We start from the raw sequence: 15669 nt of genomic DNA, 5'->3' as shown, positions 1-15669 counted from the left end.
TGGTAGCGTCCCGCGGGTGGTGAGCCGGGCGGGCCGCGCGGCGGAGGAGGTCCGCCGGGGCGTCCTCGACGGCACCTACCGGGTGGGTTCGCGGTTGTCCGAACCCGACCTGTGCGCCCGCCTCGACGTGTCCCGCAACACCCTGCGCGAGGCGTTCCGGATGCTCGCCGACGAACGGCTCGTCGTGCACGAGCTGAACCGCGGGGTCTTCGTCCGCGTCCCCGACGAGCAGGACGTGCGGGAGCTGTTCGAGGCGCGGCGGCTCGTGGAGTGCGCGGCGGTGCACGGGTGGACGCCGGGACGCGCCGGGCTCGACGCCGCGCACCGCGCCGTCGAGCGCGGCGGGGAACGGGCCGCGGCGGGGGACTGGGCCGGGGTCGCGGAGGCGGACGTGGAGTTCCACCGGGCGCTGACCGCCCTGGGCAGCGCCCGCGTCGACGACCTCATGCAGGGCGTCTGGCACGAGGTGCGGCTGGCGCTCCACGTCGTCGCCGCGCCCGCGCGGTTCCACGGCGCCCACCTGCCCCGCAACCGATCGGTCCTGACGACGCTCGCCGAGCGGGGCGGACCGGCCGCGGCGCGGGAACTGCGCACGCACCTCGACGAGGCCGAGCGCGAGGTGCTGTCGGCGTACCCGCGCCGGGCCTGAAGCGGTGGGCCACGAGGCGGTGGGGCACCCTGGTGCGGTGAGGTTGTCCGGTCCCGACGTGGCGTGCTGGCTGCTGAAGTCCGCCGGCCGGCCCGCCGAACTGCCCCACCACCCCGCCGGGCCGGTCACCCTGCGCCGCTGCCTGCGCCGCAGCTACCGGCTGGACCTCCTGCGCCCCGGCCAGCCGTGCGTGCTGTGGATCAGCGGGCGGGTGGCGCCGGGCGTGGGCGCCGTCGGGACGGTGGCCTCCGCGGCCGAGGACGGCCCCGACCCCGGCGTGCTCGTCGAGCTCGTCGCGCTGCCGCAGGTGGTGCCGCGGCGCGACCTGGTGGCCGACCCCCGGTTCGCCACCGCGGAGGTGGTGCGGATGGCCGCCGGGAGCAACCCCTCGTTCCTGGACGCGACCCAGTTCGCGGCCGTCCTGGACCACCTCGGACCGCACGCTCCGCACGGGTGGCCGGCGCGCGCCTGACCCCCCTGGCGCGCGGCGGGCACCGGTTTGAGGTCGCGCCCCCGCCATGCCTGTGCTTCTCTGAACTCGATGGAGAACGCGGCGTCACGCCCGCGACTCCCCGGCACGGCCTGCAACCCGACGGGCCTCCCAGCGGCCGCTGCGCGTGGACGACACGTCCAGCCGCGGCCCACCCCCGGTGGGGCAGACGCCCCCGCCCCGGTCTCGTCGACGGTTCCGCGCCCCGCGCGCCGCCGTCCCACCCCCTGTGAGGAACCCATGGCCACTGCAGAACCGAACAACACCACCCCCCGCGACACCCGCGTCCGCACGGCGGGCAAGGGGGGCCTCGGCCTCGCCGCCGTCGGCATCGTCGTCTTCAACGTCTCCCCGCTCCTGAACTGGGTCGACGTGGACGAGACGACCTCGCGCACGGGCTACGAGACCGACTCCCTCGTCCCCTTCATCGCCTACCTGGGGCTGGGCCTGCTGATCTCCATGGCCTACGCCGCCAAGCGCGCCCGTCGCGGCCAGCACCGCGGCCTCACCCTCGTCTCGATGGCCGTGGCGCTCGCCGCCACCATCCAGTGCATCGCCTTCGCGCTAAACCCGATGGGTGGCCTGGAGCGCGGGGACGACCTCGGCGCGGCGCTCGGCGTCTACGTCGGCATCCTCGGCGCGGCCCTGTGGGCCATCGGGTCGGGCCTGCTGGCCAAGGAGGTCGAGGGTGACGACCACGAGCTCGGCCACGTCGACGTCCGCGACCAGGAGCGCACGCGCTCCGCGCGCTGACGCGTCTCGCCGTCCCGGGAACCGGGCACCCCGACGGGGTGCCCGGTTCCCGTGCGTCCGGCGCGGCCCGGGTCAGCCGCGGGCTGCCCGGGCCCTCGACTTGATCTGCGCGATGACCTCGCCCTTGGCGTCGGCGTAGTCGTTCGAGTCCTCCCACCGGCGGCTGATGAGGGACCGCTTGACGTCCTCGTACAGCGCGCGGTCGGCGGCGTCGGTGCGCAGGTGGTCGCGCAGCAGGAGGTAGTCGTCCACGGCAGGGTCCCCGCGCCCGTACAGGTGGACGTGGACGTCGCGGGCCGGGGTGCGCACGAGCCGGTGCCCGGGTTCGCGGACCCGCAGCTCGTACCCGGCGGCCAGCAGCGCGTCGACGTGGTCCTCCTCGGCGGTCAGGTCGGGGACCACGACGACGACGTCGACGACCGGTTTGGCGGCCAGGCCCGGCACCGAGGTGGAACCGATGTGCTCGACGTCGACGTCGAGGCCGGCCAGCGCCTCCAGGATCCGGCGCCGGTGCTCCCGGAAGACCTGCGCCCACCGCTCGTCGTGCTCGTGCAGGCCGACGTGGAGGGGTTCGGGGCCGCCGACGATCTCGACCGTCGTGACGTCCGGCCGGCGGGGCTGTCCGTGCTGGGTCACCGGTCCCCGCCTCACGCGACCGAGAAACCGCCGTCGACCAGCAGGTCGACGCCGTTCACCATGGCCGAGGCGTCGGAGGCGAGGAACCTCACGGCGTTGCTGACGTCGCCGGGCTGGGCGAAGTGGCCCAGCGGGATGCGGGAGAGCATCGGGGCGGCCTTGGCCTCCTCGCCCCAGACCCGCTGCCCCATCTCGGTCATGACCACGGTGGGGCTCACGGAGTTCGCGCGGACCCCGGCGGGCCCGAGTTCCAGCGCCAGCACCCTGGTCGCCATGAGCAGACCCGCCTTGCTGGCGGAGTAGGAGAAGTGCTCGGCCAGCGCCAGGGAACCCGCCACGGACGAGACGTTGACGATGCTGCCGCGCCCGGCGGCCGCCATGGCCCGCCCCACCCGCGACCCCAGCAGCGCCGGGGCGCGCAGGTTCACCGCGAGCACCCGGTCCCAGGTGGCGGCGTCGACGTCGACGACCCGCTGGGGCACGGAGATCCCCGCGTTGCTCACCAGGACGTCGAGGCCGTCGAAGGCGGCGAGCGCGGACGTGGCGAGCGCCTCGGTGTCGGTGGCGTCGGACAGGTCGGCGGGCACGACCGCGACCCGGACCCCGTGCTCGGCGCGCACCGCCTCGGCGAGCTGTTCCAGCCCGTCGCGGTCGCGGGCGCTGACGACGAGGTCGCAGCCCGCGGCCGCGAGGGTCCGCACGACGTCGGCGCCGATCCCCTGGGTGCTGCCGGTGACGAGGGCGCGGCGGCCGGTCAGGTCGAACGGGTCGGGGTTCACGAGTCCTCCAGGGACGAGAGCAGGGCCGACGCGGTGGCCGGGTCGGTGACGAGGTGGGTGAAGTGCCCGCCGCGGGCGCCCGCGACGATGCTGGGGACCTTCAGGTCGCCGTAGGCGACGGCGATCCGGACGGGGACCGCCCGCAGGACCTCCAGGGGGATCGCGATGAGCCGGTCGGCGCCCTCGTAGGCGACCTCGGTGCCCCGCTCGTCGTAGAACCGGGAGGCGACGTCGCCGACGGCGTCGGCGAGCGGTTCCTCCTCGGTCGGGACGAAACCGGGGATCGACTGGCGCTGCAGCGGGGGAGCGCCGATGCCCATGAGGGCGCAGCGGGCGTCGCTCCACAGCTTCGCGAACCGCTGGAACTCCTGGTCCTCGACGAGGCTGCGGCGCAGCCGGCGGCCGGGGAACGCGGGGGCGTAGAGGAACTTCGGGGTGCCGCCGACGCCGACGGCGATGCGGCGGGTGATCTCGTTCGTCTGGTACCACGCCTCGGGTTCGTCCTGGCCGCCGACCATCGGGGCGACGAGCACGCCGGGCAGGTCGGGCAGTTCGCGCTGGGCGATCTCGTAGACGGTCCGGCCCGAGGAGACGAGCAGGACGTCGCCGGGTTCGAGCCCCACCTCGGCCAGCGTCGCCGCCACGACCGGGGAGACGGCCTCGGCGACGTGCGCGGCGCCGGTGCCGGGGCACAGCGCGACCTGCTGGAGCCCGAGGGCGGTGCGCAGGCGGCCGGCGAGGTCGTCGGGGTCCTCGGTGGGCAGGGGGAGCACCTCGATGCGCACGAGGCCGCGGTCGCGGGCCTCCTGGAGCAGCCGGCTGACGGTGGCGCGGGAGGTGCCGATGCGTTCGGCGATCTCGGCCTGGGTGGCGTCCTGGAGGTAGTAGAGCGTGGCGGCGGTGTGCGCCAGCGCCAGCGGGAACCGCTTCGTGTTCGGCACCAGGGCTCTCCTCGCGTCGTGGCCGCGCGGCGCCGTCGCCGCTCGTGGTCAGATCGTTGCACGCATGTGCTGGACAAGTGTGCCGCACAGGTCCTAGCGTTCGGAAGACCACGGAGGGCGGTCCCGGCACCAGCCGGGGTCCGTGGGTCCCGAACCCGCGACGACCCACCGACGAGTCGTCACCCAGCCGACATCACACACTCCCGCACCCGACGAGCACCGGGTGCGCTGCGAAGGAGCAGTCATGGCGAACACCATGAAGGCCGTGATCGTCCACGGCCCGCACGACTACCGGCTCGAGGAGGTCCCCGTCCCCGTCGCCGGTCCCGGCGAAGCCCTCCTGAAGGTCGAGGCCGTCGGGATCTGCGCCAGCGACCTGAAGTGCTACCACGGTGCCGCGAAGTTCTGGGGCGACGAGAACCGCCCGGCGTGGGCCGAGACGATGACGGTCCCCGGGCACGAGTTCACCGGGCGCATCGCGGCCATCGACGAGGAGGCCTCGAAGCGCTGGGGCGTCGTCGAGGGCGACCGGATCGTCGCCGAGCAGATCGTGCCGTGCTGGGAGTGCCGCTACTGCAACCGCGGCGACTACCACATGTGCCAGCCGCACGACATGTTCGGTTTCAAGCGCCGCACGCCCGGCGCGATGGCCGAGTACCTGGTGCTGCCGAAGGAGGCCCTCGTCCACAAGGCGCCCTCGGACATCCCGCCGTGGCAGGTCGCCTACGCCGAACCGCTGTCCTGCGCCCTGCACGCCGTCGAGCGCGCCGACATCCGGTTCGACGACACCGTCGTCGTCGCCGGCTGCGGCCCCATCGGCCTGGGCATGATCGCCGGGGCCGCGGCGAAGTTCCCGAAGCGCATCATCGCCCTGGACGCCCTCCCGCAGAAGCTGGAACTGGCGAGGAAGTGCGGCGCGGACGTCACCCTGAACATCACCGAGGTCGACGTCGTCGAGGAGGTCAAGAAGCTCACCGGCGGGTACGGCGCCGACGTCTACATCGAGGGCACCGGCCACCCCTCCGCCGTCGCGCAGGGGCTGAACCTGCTGCGCAAGCTCGGCACCTTCGTGGAGTACTCCGTGTTCAAGGACCCGGTGACGGTCGACTGGTCGATCATCTCCGACGACAAGGAGCTCAACGTCCTGGGCGCGCACCTCGGCCAGAACACCTGGCCCGCGGCGCTGCGCCTCATCGAGTCCGGCCGCCTCCCCCTCGACGAGATCTGCTCGCACCAGCTCCCGCTGGCCGAGTTCCAGAAGGGCCTGGACCTCGTCGCCGACTCCGCGAACTCCGTGAAGGTCTCCCTCATCCCCTGACCCCCCCCCGACCAGGACCCGGCGGCCGGTCGGCCGCCGGGCCGGTGGAACCTGCCCCCCTACGCGATGGAGCGTCAGCATGAACGAGTTCACCCGGTCCGAGAGCGGGCTGCACGTCCCGCAGAAGAAGGTCGCCCGGCGGTCCCTGCTGGCCGCGATGGGCGGAGCCGCCACGGTCCCCATGCTCTACGGCTGCGGGGTCGGCACCGGCGGGGGCGGCGGGGACGACGCCGCGAACGCGAACGGCGCCGGTGAGGTCACCGGTTCCTTCGACTGGAAGGCCCTGGACGGCGAGAGCATCAAGATCCTCCAGACGCCGCACCCGTACCAGCAGGCGTTCCAGCCGCTGCTGAAGGAGTTCACCGAGCTCACCGGCATCGAGGTGCAGGCCGACCTCGTCGCCGAGGCCGACTACTTCACCAAGCTGAACACCGAGCTCGCGGGCAGGACCGGGGCGCACGACGTGTTCATGACCGGCGCCTACTTCATCTGGCAGTACGGGCCGCCCGGGTGGATGGAGGACCTCAAGCCCTGGATCGAGAACTCCGCGGCCACCAGCGACGAGTACGACTTCGAGGACATCTACGAGGGTCTGCGCACCTCGACCCGCTGGGACTTCGAGAAGGGGTCCGAGCTCGGCACCGGCGGCCAGTGGGCCATCCCGTGGGGCTTCGAGACGAACGTCGTGGCGTACAACAAGAAGGAGTTCGACGCCCGCGGCATCGCGCTGCCGGAGACGTTCGACGACTTCATCCAGCTGGCCAACGACCTCACCGACCGCTCCCAGAACCGCTACGGCGTGGCGTTCCGCGGCTCGAAGTCGTGGGCGACCATCCACCCCGGCTTCATGACGCAGTTCACCCGCGAGGGGGCGAAGGACTACACGGCCGAGGGCACGACCTACACCGCGGCGATGAACTCCGACGTGGCCGTCGACTTCACGAAGAAGTGGGTCGACCTCGCCAGGTCCGCCGGGCCGACGTCGTGGACCACCTACGACTACCCGCAGTGCACCGGCGACCTCGGCAACGGCAACGCCATGATGGTCTACGACGCCGACAGCGCCACCTACCCCAAGCAGAAGGCCGGGGCCAGCGCCCAGGCCGGGAACCTCGCCTGGTACCCGGGCCCGGCCGGCCCGGACGGCAGCTACGCCACGAACCTGTGGACGTGGTCGCTGGCCATGAACGCGGCGTCGAAGAAGAAGCAGGCCGCCTGGCTGTTCATCCAGTGGGCGACGGGCAAGGACGCCATGAACAAGGCGACCGCGTCGACGTTCGCCGACCCGGTCCGCGCGTCGGTGTTCGACGGGTCGTTCAAGCAGACCCTCGGGGACTTCCCGGGCTACCTGGAGACCTTCGAGAAGGTCATCGACTCCACGAAGATCCAGTTCACCCCGCAGACGAAGTTCTTCGAGACGACCGAGGACTGGGCCGTCGCCCTCCAGGACATCTACTCCGGCGCCGACGCCAAGTCCCGCCTGGACGAGCTGGCCGAGGCCAACACCACCAAGATCAACGCCTGACCTCCCGGAGCGGGAACAGAGAGGAGGAGCCGTGGCGACCACCGTCGGGGGCAGGACACCCGGGGCGCCCGCGCAGCAGAGCCCACGAGGTGCCGGCACCGTCCGCCGCGTCCCGGCCTGGCGGCGGGGACTGCGCCCGTACCTGCTGTCGGTGCCGGCCGTCCTGCTGATCATCGGCATCCTGTACGCGTTCTTCTACGGCGTGTACTACACGGTCCTGAACTACGCGGCGACCAACCCGTCGCCCACGTTCGTCGGCCTCGACAACTACCGCAGCGTCCTGGGCGACACGCTGTTCTGGCGCAGCGCCGGGACGACGCTGCTGTACGCGGTGGCGGCCACGGGGCTGGAGACCGTGCTGGGGGTGGCGATCGCGCTGCTGCTGAACCGGTCGACGCTCATCGGCAAGACGTTCGAGCGGCTCCTCATCCTCCCGCTCATGATCGCCCCGGTCATCGCCGGGGTCATCTGGAAGCTGATGTTCAACCCCCAGTTCGGGGTCCTCAACCACGTCCTCGGCCTCGGGTCGACGTTCGACTGGCTGAGCAGGGACCGGGCGCTGGCCTCCACGATCCTCGTCGACGTGTGGATCTACACGCCGTTCGTCGCGATCCTGGTGCTGGCCGGCATCCGGTCCCTGCCCCGGGAGCCGTTCGAGGCGTCCGACGTGGACGGCGCCAACTGGTTCTACATGTTCCGCCGGCTGATGCTGCCGATGATGTGGCCGTACATCCTGGTCGCCGTCATCTTCCGGTTCATGGACTGCCTGAAGGTCTTCGACGCCGTCTACGTGCTCACCGCGGGCGGTCCGGGGGTCACCACGACCACCCTCCAGATCGGTGCGTTCGAGGACTCCATCACCAACCTGAACTACTCCCGCGGCAGCACCTACATGTTCCTGCTGTGGATCATCGTGTTCATCACCGCGCGCTACCTCGTGAGCGTGCTGGGCAAGGCGCAGCGCCGTGCTGCGGGAGCGGGGGCCTGATGGCCGGCGGATGGACCTCCCGGTTCGCCCGGGAGCTGACCCCCGGGCAGAAGCGCGTGACGCCCGGGTCGGTGGTCGCCGACCTGGCGATCCTCGCCTGGTTCGTCTTCTCGCTCTTCCCGCTCGTGTGGATGGTGCTGCTCGCGCTGAAGAACGACGCCCAGCAGACGTCCACGTACTTCGAGTTCTCGCCGACCCTGGCGAACTTCGGCACCGTCCTGTCCCAGCGCGGTGAGGACCTCACCAGCGTCGACTTCGGCCAGGCGATGCTCACCAGCGTCCTGAACTGCGCGGGCGCCGTCCTCGTCTCCCTCGTCGTCGGCATCCCCGCGGCCTACGCGGCGGGACGGTGGAAGTTCCGCGGGTCCGAGGACCTCATGTTCCAGATGCTGTCGTTCCGGTTCGCGCCGGAGCTGATGGTCATCGTCCCGCTGTTCGTCATCTACAACACCCTGGGGATCTTCGACACCAAGCTCGGCATGGTGTGGGTCCTGCAGCTGGTGACGATGCCGCTGGTGGTGTGGATCCTGCGGTCCTACTTCACCGACCTGGCCCCCGAGCTGGAGCAGGCGGCGCTGCTCGACGGGTACACCCGCACCCGGGCGTTCCTCACCGTCGCGCTGCCGCTGGTCCGGCCGGGCATCGCGGCGGCCGCCCTGCTCGCGTTCATCTTCGCCTGGAACAACTACCTGTTCCCGCTGATCCTCACCGACTCCGCGGCCACGACCGTCACCGTCGCGGTGACGAAGTACCTCGGCGGCGGCGGGCAGGCGTTCTACAACCTCACGGCAGCCGCGGCCATCCTCGGCGCGCTGCCGCCGCTCGTCCTCGCGCTCACCATCCAGCGGTACCTGGTGCGGGGCCTGTCGTTCGGGGCGGTGAAGGCCTGATGGCCACCGTGCGCATCGCGAACCTGTCCAAGACCTACGGGACCGGGAAGAACGCCGTCCCGGCCCTGCAGGACGTCGACCTGTCCATCGGCGACGGGGAGTTCTTCGTCGTCCTGGGCCCCTCGGGGGCGGGGAAGACGACGATGCTCAAGAGCGTCGCCGGCCTCGTGGACGTCGACGCCGGCGACGTGGAGATCGCGGGTGTCCCCATGGAGGGGGTCGAGCCGTACCACCGCAACGTCGCCATGGCGTTCGAGAGCTACGCGCTCTACCCGCAGAAGACCGTCTTCGACAACCTCGCGTCCCCGCTGCGGTCGGGCCGCACCGGGAAGTACACCGCCGAGCAGCAGCGCGAGCGCATCGAGGCCGTCACCACGACCCTGGGGATCGACCACCTGCTGAAGCGGTTCCCGCGCGAGCTGTCCAACGGGCAGCGCCAGCGCGTCGCCCTGGGCCGGGTGCTGGTCCGCCCCGCCGACGTGTACCTGCTCGACGAGCCCCTGTCCCACCTCGACGCGAAGCTGCGGGCGCAGATGCGGGCCGAGCTGAAGCAGCTGGGGGAGATGTCGAACACGACGTCCCTGTACGTCACGCACGACTACCAGGAGGCCCTCGCCCTGGGGAACCGGATCGCGGTCCTGCGGGCCGGCCGGGTCGTGCAGGTCGGCACGCCCGAGGACATCTGGCGGCGGCCTGTCGACACGTTCGTCGCCAAGGCCCTCGGCCAGCCCGAGATCAACCTGTTCGACGTGGTGGCCGACGGCGGTGCGCTGCGCGGCGCCGGCGGCGACCTGTCGGTGCCTCTGCCGCGGCACCTGGACCTGCCGTCGGGCCAGGCGCGCCTCGGCATCCGGCCCCGCGACCTGCAGCTGGGCACCGGGGGACCGCGCAGCCTGTCCCTGCGGGGCCGGGTGTCGCTGGCCGAGCGGCTCGGCCGGCTCATGGAGTTCAGCGTCGACGTCGGCCCGCGCGGCGGGTCCGAGCACGTCATCGTCGTCGCCGACTCCGACGCCGGGGCGCGCGAGGGCGACGTCGTCGACCTGCACCTGCCCCTGGAGAACGTGCACGTGTTCGCCCCGGCCGGGGGCGCGGAGGACACCGTGCGGCTGGGATCGGCCACCGAGGAGAGGGGTGCGCGGTGAGCGTCCTGACGCAGACGACGGCCAAGGCCCTCGTGCTGGAGAACCTGCACAAGCGGTACGAGAGCCGGGGCCGGGAGGCGTTCCACGCCGTCAAGGGCATCGACCTGCACATCGAGCCCGGTGAGCTCGTGGCCCTGCTCGGCCCGTCGGGGTGCGGCAAGACCACGACGCTGCGGATGATCGCCGGCCTGGAGACCGTGACCTCCGGCGACATCCGGATCGGTGACCGGTCGATCCCGCACCTGCCGCCGGGCAAGCGCGACATCGGCGTGGGTTTCGAGAGCTACGCGCTGTACCCGCCGCTGGACGTCGAGGGGAACCTCTCGTACGGCCTCAAGGCGCGCGGGGTGAAGGACGCCGACGCCCGGGTCCGGGCCATCGCCGAGCGCCTGGAGATGACCGACCTGCTGCCGCTGCGGCCCGCGGGGCTGTCCAGCGGCCAGAAGCAGCGCGTCGCCCTGGCCCGCGCGCTCGTGCGCAACCCGCCGGTGCTGCTGCTGGACGAACCCCTCTCGCACCTCGACGCCGCCCAGCGGCAGCGGGTCCGGCGGGAGCTGAAGGTGCTCCAGCGCGAGTTCGGGTACACGACGATCGTCGTGACGCACGACCAGCTGGAGGCGCTGAGCCTCGCCGACCGGCTGGCCGTCATGGACGGCGGGACCATCCAGCAGTTCGGGACGGCCGACGAGATCTTCGACGACCCCGCGAACCGGTTCGTCGCCGACTTCGTGGGCGAGCCGAAGATCAACCTGTTCGAGGGCGTCGTCGAGCGCACCGGGTCGGTGCGCGTCGGGCGCGACGGGGTGCTGCCCACCGCCTCCGGCGCGGCGGCGGGCACCGCGGTGACGGTGGGCGTCCGCCCCCAGGACGCGCGGATCGCCCGCGACGGGGAGGCGTCGGTGGCGGGGGAGGTGCTCGTGTTCGAGAACCTCCTGGAGTTCGGGCTCGCGACCGTCCGGGTGGAGGGGCTCGACTCCTCCGTCGTGGTGCAGACGTCGTCGGAGGCGTCCTACCGGCGGGGGGAGACGATCCGGCTGACCGCGCCGCCGGCGCGCACGTACCTGTTCGCCCCCGGCGACGGCGCCCGCCTGCGCTGACCGGGCCGGCCGGCCCGCCGCGCCGCGGGCCGGTCAGTCGGGCAGGACCACCGGGAACCAGGTGCTCTCGGGGGCGACGCCGCCGAAGAACCAGCCCTGCGCGGCGTGCCAGCCCGCCTCGCGCAGGTGCCGCGCCTGCTCGGCGGTCTCCACGCCCGTCGCGATGCACTCCACGTCCAGGCCCTCGGCCAGGCCCAGGACGCTCGCCACGAGGCGGCCGTTGCCGGGCAGGCCCGCGGTGAACGCCGGGCCCATCTTCAGGCCGCGGACCGGCAGCGCGTGCAGCGCGGTCAGGACGCTGTTCCCGGCGCCGAAGTCGTCGACGACGACGCTGACGCCCAGGGACTCCAGGTCGTGCAGTTCCGCGGCCAGCACCGGGTCGTCCACCCGCAGGGCCGCTTCGCGCAGTTCCACCAGCAGCCGGAAACCGGCCGCGCCCACCCGGGCCAGCGCCCGCGCGACCGCGTCGGCGAACGTCCCGTCCAGCCGCTGCGCGGACACGTTGACGGCGACGATCTCCCCGGGGTGCTGCACCAGGAACGTCGCCACCCGCGTCAGCACCGCGGTGTCGATGGCGGCGGCCAGACCGCACTGCGTCGCGACGTCCCAGAACTCCTCCGGCCCCAGGGTCCCCCGGACCGGGTGCGGCCAGCGGACCAGCGCCTCGAACGCCATCCGCTGCCCGTCCTCGAGCCGCACGATCGGCTGGTAGTGCACGACGAACGCGTCGTCCGCCACGGCGCGGCGCAGGTCCGCCTCCAGCTCGTGGCGGGCCGCGACCTCCTCGGGGGCCCGCGGGGTGAACACCCCGCAGCCGCCGCGCCCGGCGCCCTTCACCCGGTACATCGCCTCGTCCGCGTCGCGCAGCAGGTCCGCGCCCGGGAGCACCGGGCCGTCCGGGTCGCTCACCGCGACCCCGATGCTCACCCCGCAGCCCAGGCCGGGCCCGAACACGTCGAGGGTGTCCTGCACGGCGGCGCGGACCCGTTCGGCGACGTGCACGGCGTCGCCGGGCCCGTCCAGGCCGTCGAGCACCACGACGAACTCGTCGCCGCCCAGGCGCCCGGCGTGGTCGCCCTCGCGCAGGCAGTCCCGCAACCGGCCGGCGACGGCGACCAGGAGCGCGTCCCCGGCGGCGTGGCCCAGGGAGTCGTTGACGGCCTTGAAGCGGTCCAGGTCGCAGAACAGCACCCCCACCGGCCGGGTGCGGTCGGCGAGGAGGCCGTCCAGGACCGTCAGCAGGTGCGCCCGGTTCGGCAGCCCGGTGAGCGCGTCGTGCAGGGCGGCGTGCGCGAGGGCCTGCCGGGAGCGGTGCACCTCGTCGTGGTCCTGGACCTGCGAGACGACCACCCGGTCCCCGGCCGCGTCGACGGAGTAGGAGACGGTGACGTTCGCCCAGAACCGGGTGCCGTCGAACCGGGGCGCCCAGCCCTGCCACTCGTACCGGCCGTCGGCGGCCAGGGCCGCGAGGACCGCCTCGCGGTCGAAGGCGGCCGAGAAGTGCGGGTGGACCTCGTGGAACGCCCGGCCCAGCAGGTGGTCGGGGTCGACGTGCAGCATCCGCAGGTAGGCGGGGTTCACGTCGCGGACGACGTCGTCCTCGTCGGTGACGGCGATGCCGATGGGGGAGGACTCGAACAGCGTGCGGAACCGGCGTTCCTCCGCCAGCGCCGCCTGCGTCGCCTCGTGCAGGGAGGTGATCTCGTGGACGTTCACGAGCGGGCGGACCCCCTCGACGCCGTCCTCGCCGACGGTCGGGACCATCACGAGGGTGCTGTCGCAGTAGTGCACCCCGCCGTCGGCGTCGACGTGCCGGATCGGCAGGCGCGTCCCGCCGGGGACCGCCACCGCCTCGCGGGGGACGTGGTCGTCCTCGGGGTGCACGGTCGCCCGCCACCGCTCGTCGAGCAGGTCGGGCAGTTCGCGGCCGACCATCGTGCAGAACGCGCGGTTCGCCCAGACCAGGTTGTCCGCGTCCCGGTACTCGACGATCCCGGTGGGGAGGTGGTCGAGCAGCGCCTGCAGGCCCGCGCGGTCCGCGGCCGCCTGCTCGCGCTCGGCGGTCAGCTGGGCCCGCAGCCGCTCGACCTCCTGCGCCAGTTCCCGTGCCGACCGCGGGGACGGTTCGTCCATGCCGTCGGCTTCGACGCCCGCCGGGACGACCTTGACGGGGTGTCCCTCGTCCGGGCGCCGCCCGGTCACGGCTCGCCGGCGTCCTCCCGCTGGGCGTCGGCGATCTCCTCCTCGGGCCGCGGCGCGACGTCCTCGTCGACCTCCAGGTCGGGGACGGGCGGGTCGGCGGGGTCGAACGGCTGGGTGCTCATGGCGGCACGCTACGCCCGGGCGCGGGCGGGCACGGGGACGACGTCGAGGTCCGAGGCGACGTGGACGCTCGTGCGGCCGCCGAGCTCGGCGATCGCGGCCCGGGCCTCCTCGCCGAGCTCGGCGGCGTCGTAGCGCTGGGAGAAGTGCGTCAGCACGAGCGTGCGGACGCCCGCGCGGGCGGCGGTCAGCCCGGCCTGCCGGGCCGTGAGGTGGCCGCGGTCGTGCGCCAGCCGCAGGTCGCGGTGGGCGTAGGTGCACTCCAGGACCGCGAGGTCGGCGTCGCGGACGAGCTCGGCGACCGCGGGGCAGTCGCGGGTGTCCATGACGAACGCGAAGACCTGACCGGGGCGGGGGGTGCTGACGTCGGCGAGGCGGACGCCGTGCAGCTCCCCCTCCCGCTGCAGGCGGCCGACGTCGGCGCCGCGGATCCCGGCCGCGGCCAGGGCACCGGGGGAGAAGGAGCTGCCGTCCGGTTCGCCGAGCCGGTACCCGACGGCGGGCACCCGGTGGTCCAGGGCCCGCGCGGTCAGCGCCGAACCCGCCACGTCGGCGACGGGCACGAAGGCGTCGACCGTCGGCACCGGGTCCACCGTCACGGCCACGTGCGCCTGCGCGACGACGGCCAGGTCGCGCAGGTGCCTGGCCGCGTCGGCGGGCCCGTGCAGCGTGACCGCCCGGCCCGGCGCGTCCTGCGCCATCCGGTTCAGGACCCCCGGGACGCCGAGGCAGTGGTCGTTGTGCCGGTGGGTCACGCAGATCCGCTCGATGCGCGGGGAGGAGATCCCGGCGTGCAGCATCTGCCGCTGGATCCCCTCCCCGGGGTCGAACAGCACCGAGGCGCCGTCCCAGCGCAGCAGGTAGCCGTTGTGGTTCCGCGTCCGGGTGGGTGCCTGCCCGGCGGTCCCCAGGACGACGAGTTCACGCGTCCCTCTGCCGTGGCTCACCGGACCACTGTGGCAGGGGCGGCCGCGCGGGGGTGGCCGGAACCCCACCGGCGCGTGAACGGGGCCTGATCTCGTGGCGACGCGTGACGCGCGGTAGGGGGCCGTGACGTTCCGCTGGCGGGGTTGGCGAGGACAGGTGATCCGGCGGCCCGTTCGGGTGCTGTGCGGAACCCGGCAGTGGCCTGTCACGACCCTGCTCCGCGAACCTCGACGCACGGACGGTGACCGAGCCGCTCCGCCCTCGTCGTTCGGAGACCCCATGCGTTCCAAGACCTCCGCCGCCCTGGCCGCCGCCGGGCTCGCCGGCGCCGCCCTCGTCGGGGCCGGTTCGGCCTCCGCCTCCGGCACCGCGCCGGAGCCGTCCGTCGACCGGGTGCAGGTCGCCGAGACGATGCGCGCCCTGCGCGAGGACGTCACCGCGGCCGGGTCGTCGACCACCTCCGGGATCGACACCAAGTCCGCCCTGAGCGCCATGGGGAACTTCCGGATGTCCGGTCGCGACCGCTACGAGACCGCCGCCGAGGTCTCCTTCACGATGTGGCGCCCGGGCACCGCGGCCGTCGTGTTCCTGGCCTCCGGCACCGCGCTGCCCGACGCGCTGGCCGTCGGGCCGTCCGCGCTGGACCTGGGCCCGGTCCTGCTGACCGAGCGCGACCGGCTGCCCGCGTCGACCCGCGCCGAGCTCCAGCGCCTGCGGCCCTGCCTGGTCCTGGTCGTCGGCGGGACCCCCAGCGTCTCCGACGGCGTGTTCGCCGACGCCGAGCAGTACTCCGACCCCCAGGGCGCCGGCTGCCCGACGATCACCCCCGTCACGCGCTGACGCGGGCCGCCGGCGGCGGTGCGGTCAGCGGCAGCAGGCGTCCCCGCACCCGCAGGCGGCGGGCGCGGGTGCCTCGCGGTCCGGCCGCGCGGGGGGTGCGCAGCACCCCTCGCCCCGCCAGGCCGACCACCCCTCCTTCACGGCGATGACGGCGATCCCCAGCCCGGCGACCGGGTCCGCCCACGACCAGCCGGCGACCGCGTTGAGCAGCAGACCCGCGAGCAGCACCGCTGACAGGTACGTGCACAGCAGGGTCTGCCGGGAGTGGGGGGGGGGGGGGGGGGGGGGGGGGGGCGGGGGGGCGGGGGGGGGGGGGGGGGGGGGGGGGGGGGGGGGGGGGGGGGGGGGGGGGGGGGGGGGGGGGGGGGGGGG

16 protein-coding genes and 1 pseudogene are annotated in these 15669 nt (G+C 73.6%); 10 read left to right on the top strand and 7 right to left on the bottom strand.

Annotation, left to right across the window (positions count from 1 at the left end):
* Nucleotides 1–16: 16 nt before the first annotated feature.
* From ACRYM6_RS20215 to ACRYM6_RS20205, 3 genes are all read left to right on the top strand, one after another.
* Nucleotides 17–649 (top strand): GntR family transcriptional regulator, encoded by a 633-nt coding sequence (locus tag ACRYM6_RS20215; protein ID WP_432544684.1) that lies wholly within the window; start codon nucleotides 17–19, stop codon nucleotides 647–649.
* A gap of 37 nt (nucleotides 650–686) precedes the next feature.
* The gene (locus ACRYM6_RS20210) at nucleotides 687–1121 is read left to right on the top strand and encodes a hypothetical protein (RefSeq protein WP_432544683.1); all 435 of its coding nucleotides are present in this window, start codon (nucleotides 687–689) and stop codon (nucleotides 1119–1121) included.
* A 258-nt stretch (nucleotides 1122–1379) separates the two neighbouring features.
* Nucleotides 1380–1892, top strand: a complete 513-nt coding sequence (locus ACRYM6_RS20205) for a hypothetical protein (RefSeq protein ID WP_432544682.1) — start codon at nucleotides 1380–1382, stop codon at nucleotides 1890–1892.
* A 72-nt stretch (nucleotides 1893–1964) separates the two neighbouring features.
* Here the strand turns inward: ACRYM6_RS20205 and ACRYM6_RS20200 are convergent, their stop codons facing one another.
* Genes ACRYM6_RS20200 through ACRYM6_RS20190 form a run of 3 tightly spaced genes read right to left on the bottom strand, consistent with a single transcriptional unit; the run spans nucleotide 1965 to nucleotide 4248 of the window.
* Nucleotides 1965–2528 carry a GrpB family protein gene (locus ACRYM6_RS20200; protein ID WP_432544681.1) on the bottom strand — a complete coding sequence of 188 codons (564 nt, stop codon included), beginning with the start codon at nucleotides 2526–2528 and terminating at the stop codon, nucleotides 1965–1967.
* 11 nt (nucleotides 2529–2539) lie between these two features.
* A complete protein-coding gene (locus ACRYM6_RS20195; RefSeq protein WP_432544680.1) occupies nucleotides 2540–3307 on the bottom strand; it encodes an SDR family NAD(P)-dependent oxidoreductase in 768 nt (255 codons plus the stop codon).
* Nucleotides 3304–4248, bottom strand: coding sequence for a sugar-binding transcriptional regulator (locus tag ACRYM6_RS20190; RefSeq protein WP_432544679.1), 945 nt, complete (start codon nucleotides 4246–4248; stop codon nucleotides 3304–3306). The genes ACRYM6_RS20195 and ACRYM6_RS20190 overlap by 4 nt, the downstream gene beginning before the upstream one ends.
* 244 nt (nucleotides 4249–4492) lie before the next feature.
* Here ACRYM6_RS20190 and ACRYM6_RS20185 point away from each other — a divergent pair, with 244 nt between their 5' ends.
* The 6 genes from ACRYM6_RS20185 to ACRYM6_RS20160 all read left to right on the top strand — a co-directional run bounded on the left by ACRYM6_RS20185 (nucleotide 4493) and on the right by ACRYM6_RS20160 (nucleotide 11208).
* Nucleotides 4493–5566, top strand: coding sequence for a zinc-binding dehydrogenase (locus tag ACRYM6_RS20185; RefSeq protein ID WP_432544678.1), 1074 nt, complete (start codon nucleotides 4493–4495; stop codon nucleotides 5564–5566).
* A 79-nt stretch (nucleotides 5567–5645) separates the two neighbouring features.
* Entirely contained in the window at nucleotides 5646–7091 is a 1446-nt protein-coding gene (locus tag ACRYM6_RS20180; RefSeq protein ID WP_432544677.1) for an extracellular solute-binding protein, read from the top strand.
* Between the two features lie 130 nt (nucleotides 7092–7221).
* Complete coding sequence (locus ACRYM6_RS20175; RefSeq protein WP_432544704.1) at nucleotides 7222–8079, top strand: carbohydrate ABC transporter permease; 858 nt, start codon at nucleotides 7222–7224, stop codon at nucleotides 8077–8079.
* A complete protein-coding gene (locus ACRYM6_RS20170; protein ID WP_432544676.1) occupies nucleotides 8079–8969 on the top strand; it encodes a carbohydrate ABC transporter permease in 891 nt (296 codons plus the stop codon). The genes ACRYM6_RS20175 and ACRYM6_RS20170 overlap by 1 nt, the downstream gene beginning before the upstream one ends.
* On the top strand, nucleotides 8969–10111 hold the full coding sequence (locus ACRYM6_RS20165) for an ABC transporter ATP-binding protein (protein WP_432544675.1): 1143 nt from the start codon (nucleotides 8969–8971) through the stop codon (nucleotides 10109–10111). Before ACRYM6_RS20170 ends, ACRYM6_RS20165 begins: the two co-directional genes overlap by 1 nt.
* The gene (locus tag ACRYM6_RS20160) at nucleotides 10108–11208 is read left to right on the top strand and encodes an ABC transporter ATP-binding protein (RefSeq protein ID WP_432544674.1); all 1101 of its coding nucleotides are present in this window, start codon (nucleotides 10108–10110) and stop codon (nucleotides 11206–11208) included. Before ACRYM6_RS20165 ends, ACRYM6_RS20160 begins: the two co-directional genes overlap by 4 nt.
* Before the next feature lie 33 nt (nucleotides 11209–11241).
* Here the strand turns inward: ACRYM6_RS20160 and ACRYM6_RS20155 are convergent, their stop codons facing one another.
* Genes ACRYM6_RS20155 through ACRYM6_RS20145 form a run of 3 tightly spaced genes read right to left on the bottom strand, consistent with a single transcriptional unit; the run spans nucleotide 11242 to nucleotide 14477 of the window.
* Complete coding sequence (locus ACRYM6_RS20155) at nucleotides 11242–13410, bottom strand: putative bifunctional diguanylate cyclase/phosphodiesterase (protein ID WP_432544673.1); 2169 nt, start codon at nucleotides 13408–13410, stop codon at nucleotides 11242–11244.
* Nucleotides 13407–13532 (bottom strand): hypothetical protein, encoded by a 126-nt coding sequence (locus ACRYM6_RS20150; protein ID WP_432544672.1) that lies wholly within the window; start codon nucleotides 13530–13532, stop codon nucleotides 13407–13409. The genes ACRYM6_RS20155 and ACRYM6_RS20150 overlap by 4 nt, the downstream gene beginning before the upstream one ends.
* Nucleotides 13533–13541: 9 nt before the next feature.
* Complete coding sequence (locus tag ACRYM6_RS20145; RefSeq protein ID WP_432544671.1) at nucleotides 13542–14477, bottom strand: ribonuclease Z; 936 nt, start codon at nucleotides 14475–14477, stop codon at nucleotides 13542–13544.
* A gap of 259 nt (nucleotides 14478–14736) precedes the next feature.
* Here ACRYM6_RS20145 and ACRYM6_RS20140 point away from each other — a divergent pair, with 259 nt between their 5' ends.
* Nucleotides 14737–15297, top strand: a complete 561-nt coding sequence (locus ACRYM6_RS20140) for a cell wall-binding repeat-containing protein (RefSeq protein WP_432544670.1) — start codon at nucleotides 14737–14739, stop codon at nucleotides 15295–15297.
* 24 nt (nucleotides 15298–15321) lie between these two features.
* Here ACRYM6_RS20140 and ACRYM6_RS20135 read toward each other — a convergent pair.
* Nucleotides 15322–15561 (bottom strand): annotated as a pseudogene (locus ACRYM6_RS20135) (cation transporter); the annotation flags it as partial.
* Nucleotides 15562–15669: the final 108 nt, after the last annotated feature.

It is taken from the genome of Kineococcus rugosus, assembly GCF_050871975.1.
In the GTDB taxonomy this organism is placed as follows: Bacteria; Actinomycetota; Actinomycetes; order Actinomycetales; family Kineococcaceae; genus Kineococcus.
Note: the sequence above shows the minus strand (reverse complement) of the source record. Positions and strands in the feature narration are given on the sequence as shown.

Bases quoted from the DNA above. Each gene is read 5' to 3' on its own strand.
- ACRYM6_RS20170 (WP_432544676.1), top strand. From the start codon at position 8,079: ATGGCCGGCGGATGGACCTCCCGGTTCGCCCGGGAGCTGACCCCCGGG.
- ACRYM6_RS20180 (WP_432544677.1), top strand. From the start codon at position 5,646: ATGAACGAGTTCACCCGGTCCGAGAGCGGGCTGCACGTCCCGCAGAAG.
- ACRYM6_RS20185 (WP_432544678.1), top strand. From the start codon at position 4,493: ATGGCGAACACCATGAAGGCCGTGATCGTCCACGGCCCGCACGACTAC.
- ACRYM6_RS20150 (WP_432544672.1), bottom strand. From the start codon at position 13,532: ATGAGCACCCAGCCGTTCGACCCCGCCGACCCGCCCGTCCCCGACCTG.
- ACRYM6_RS20165 (WP_432544675.1), top strand. From the start codon at position 8,969: ATGGCCACCGTGCGCATCGCGAACCTGTCCAAGACCTACGGGACCGGG.
- ACRYM6_RS20140 (WP_432544670.1), top strand. From the start codon at position 14,737: ATGCGTTCCAAGACCTCCGCCGCCCTGGCCGCCGCCGGGCTCGCCGGC.
- ACRYM6_RS20205 (WP_432544682.1), top strand. From the start codon at position 1,380: ATGGCCACTGCAGAACCGAACAACACCACCCCCCGCGACACCCGCGTC.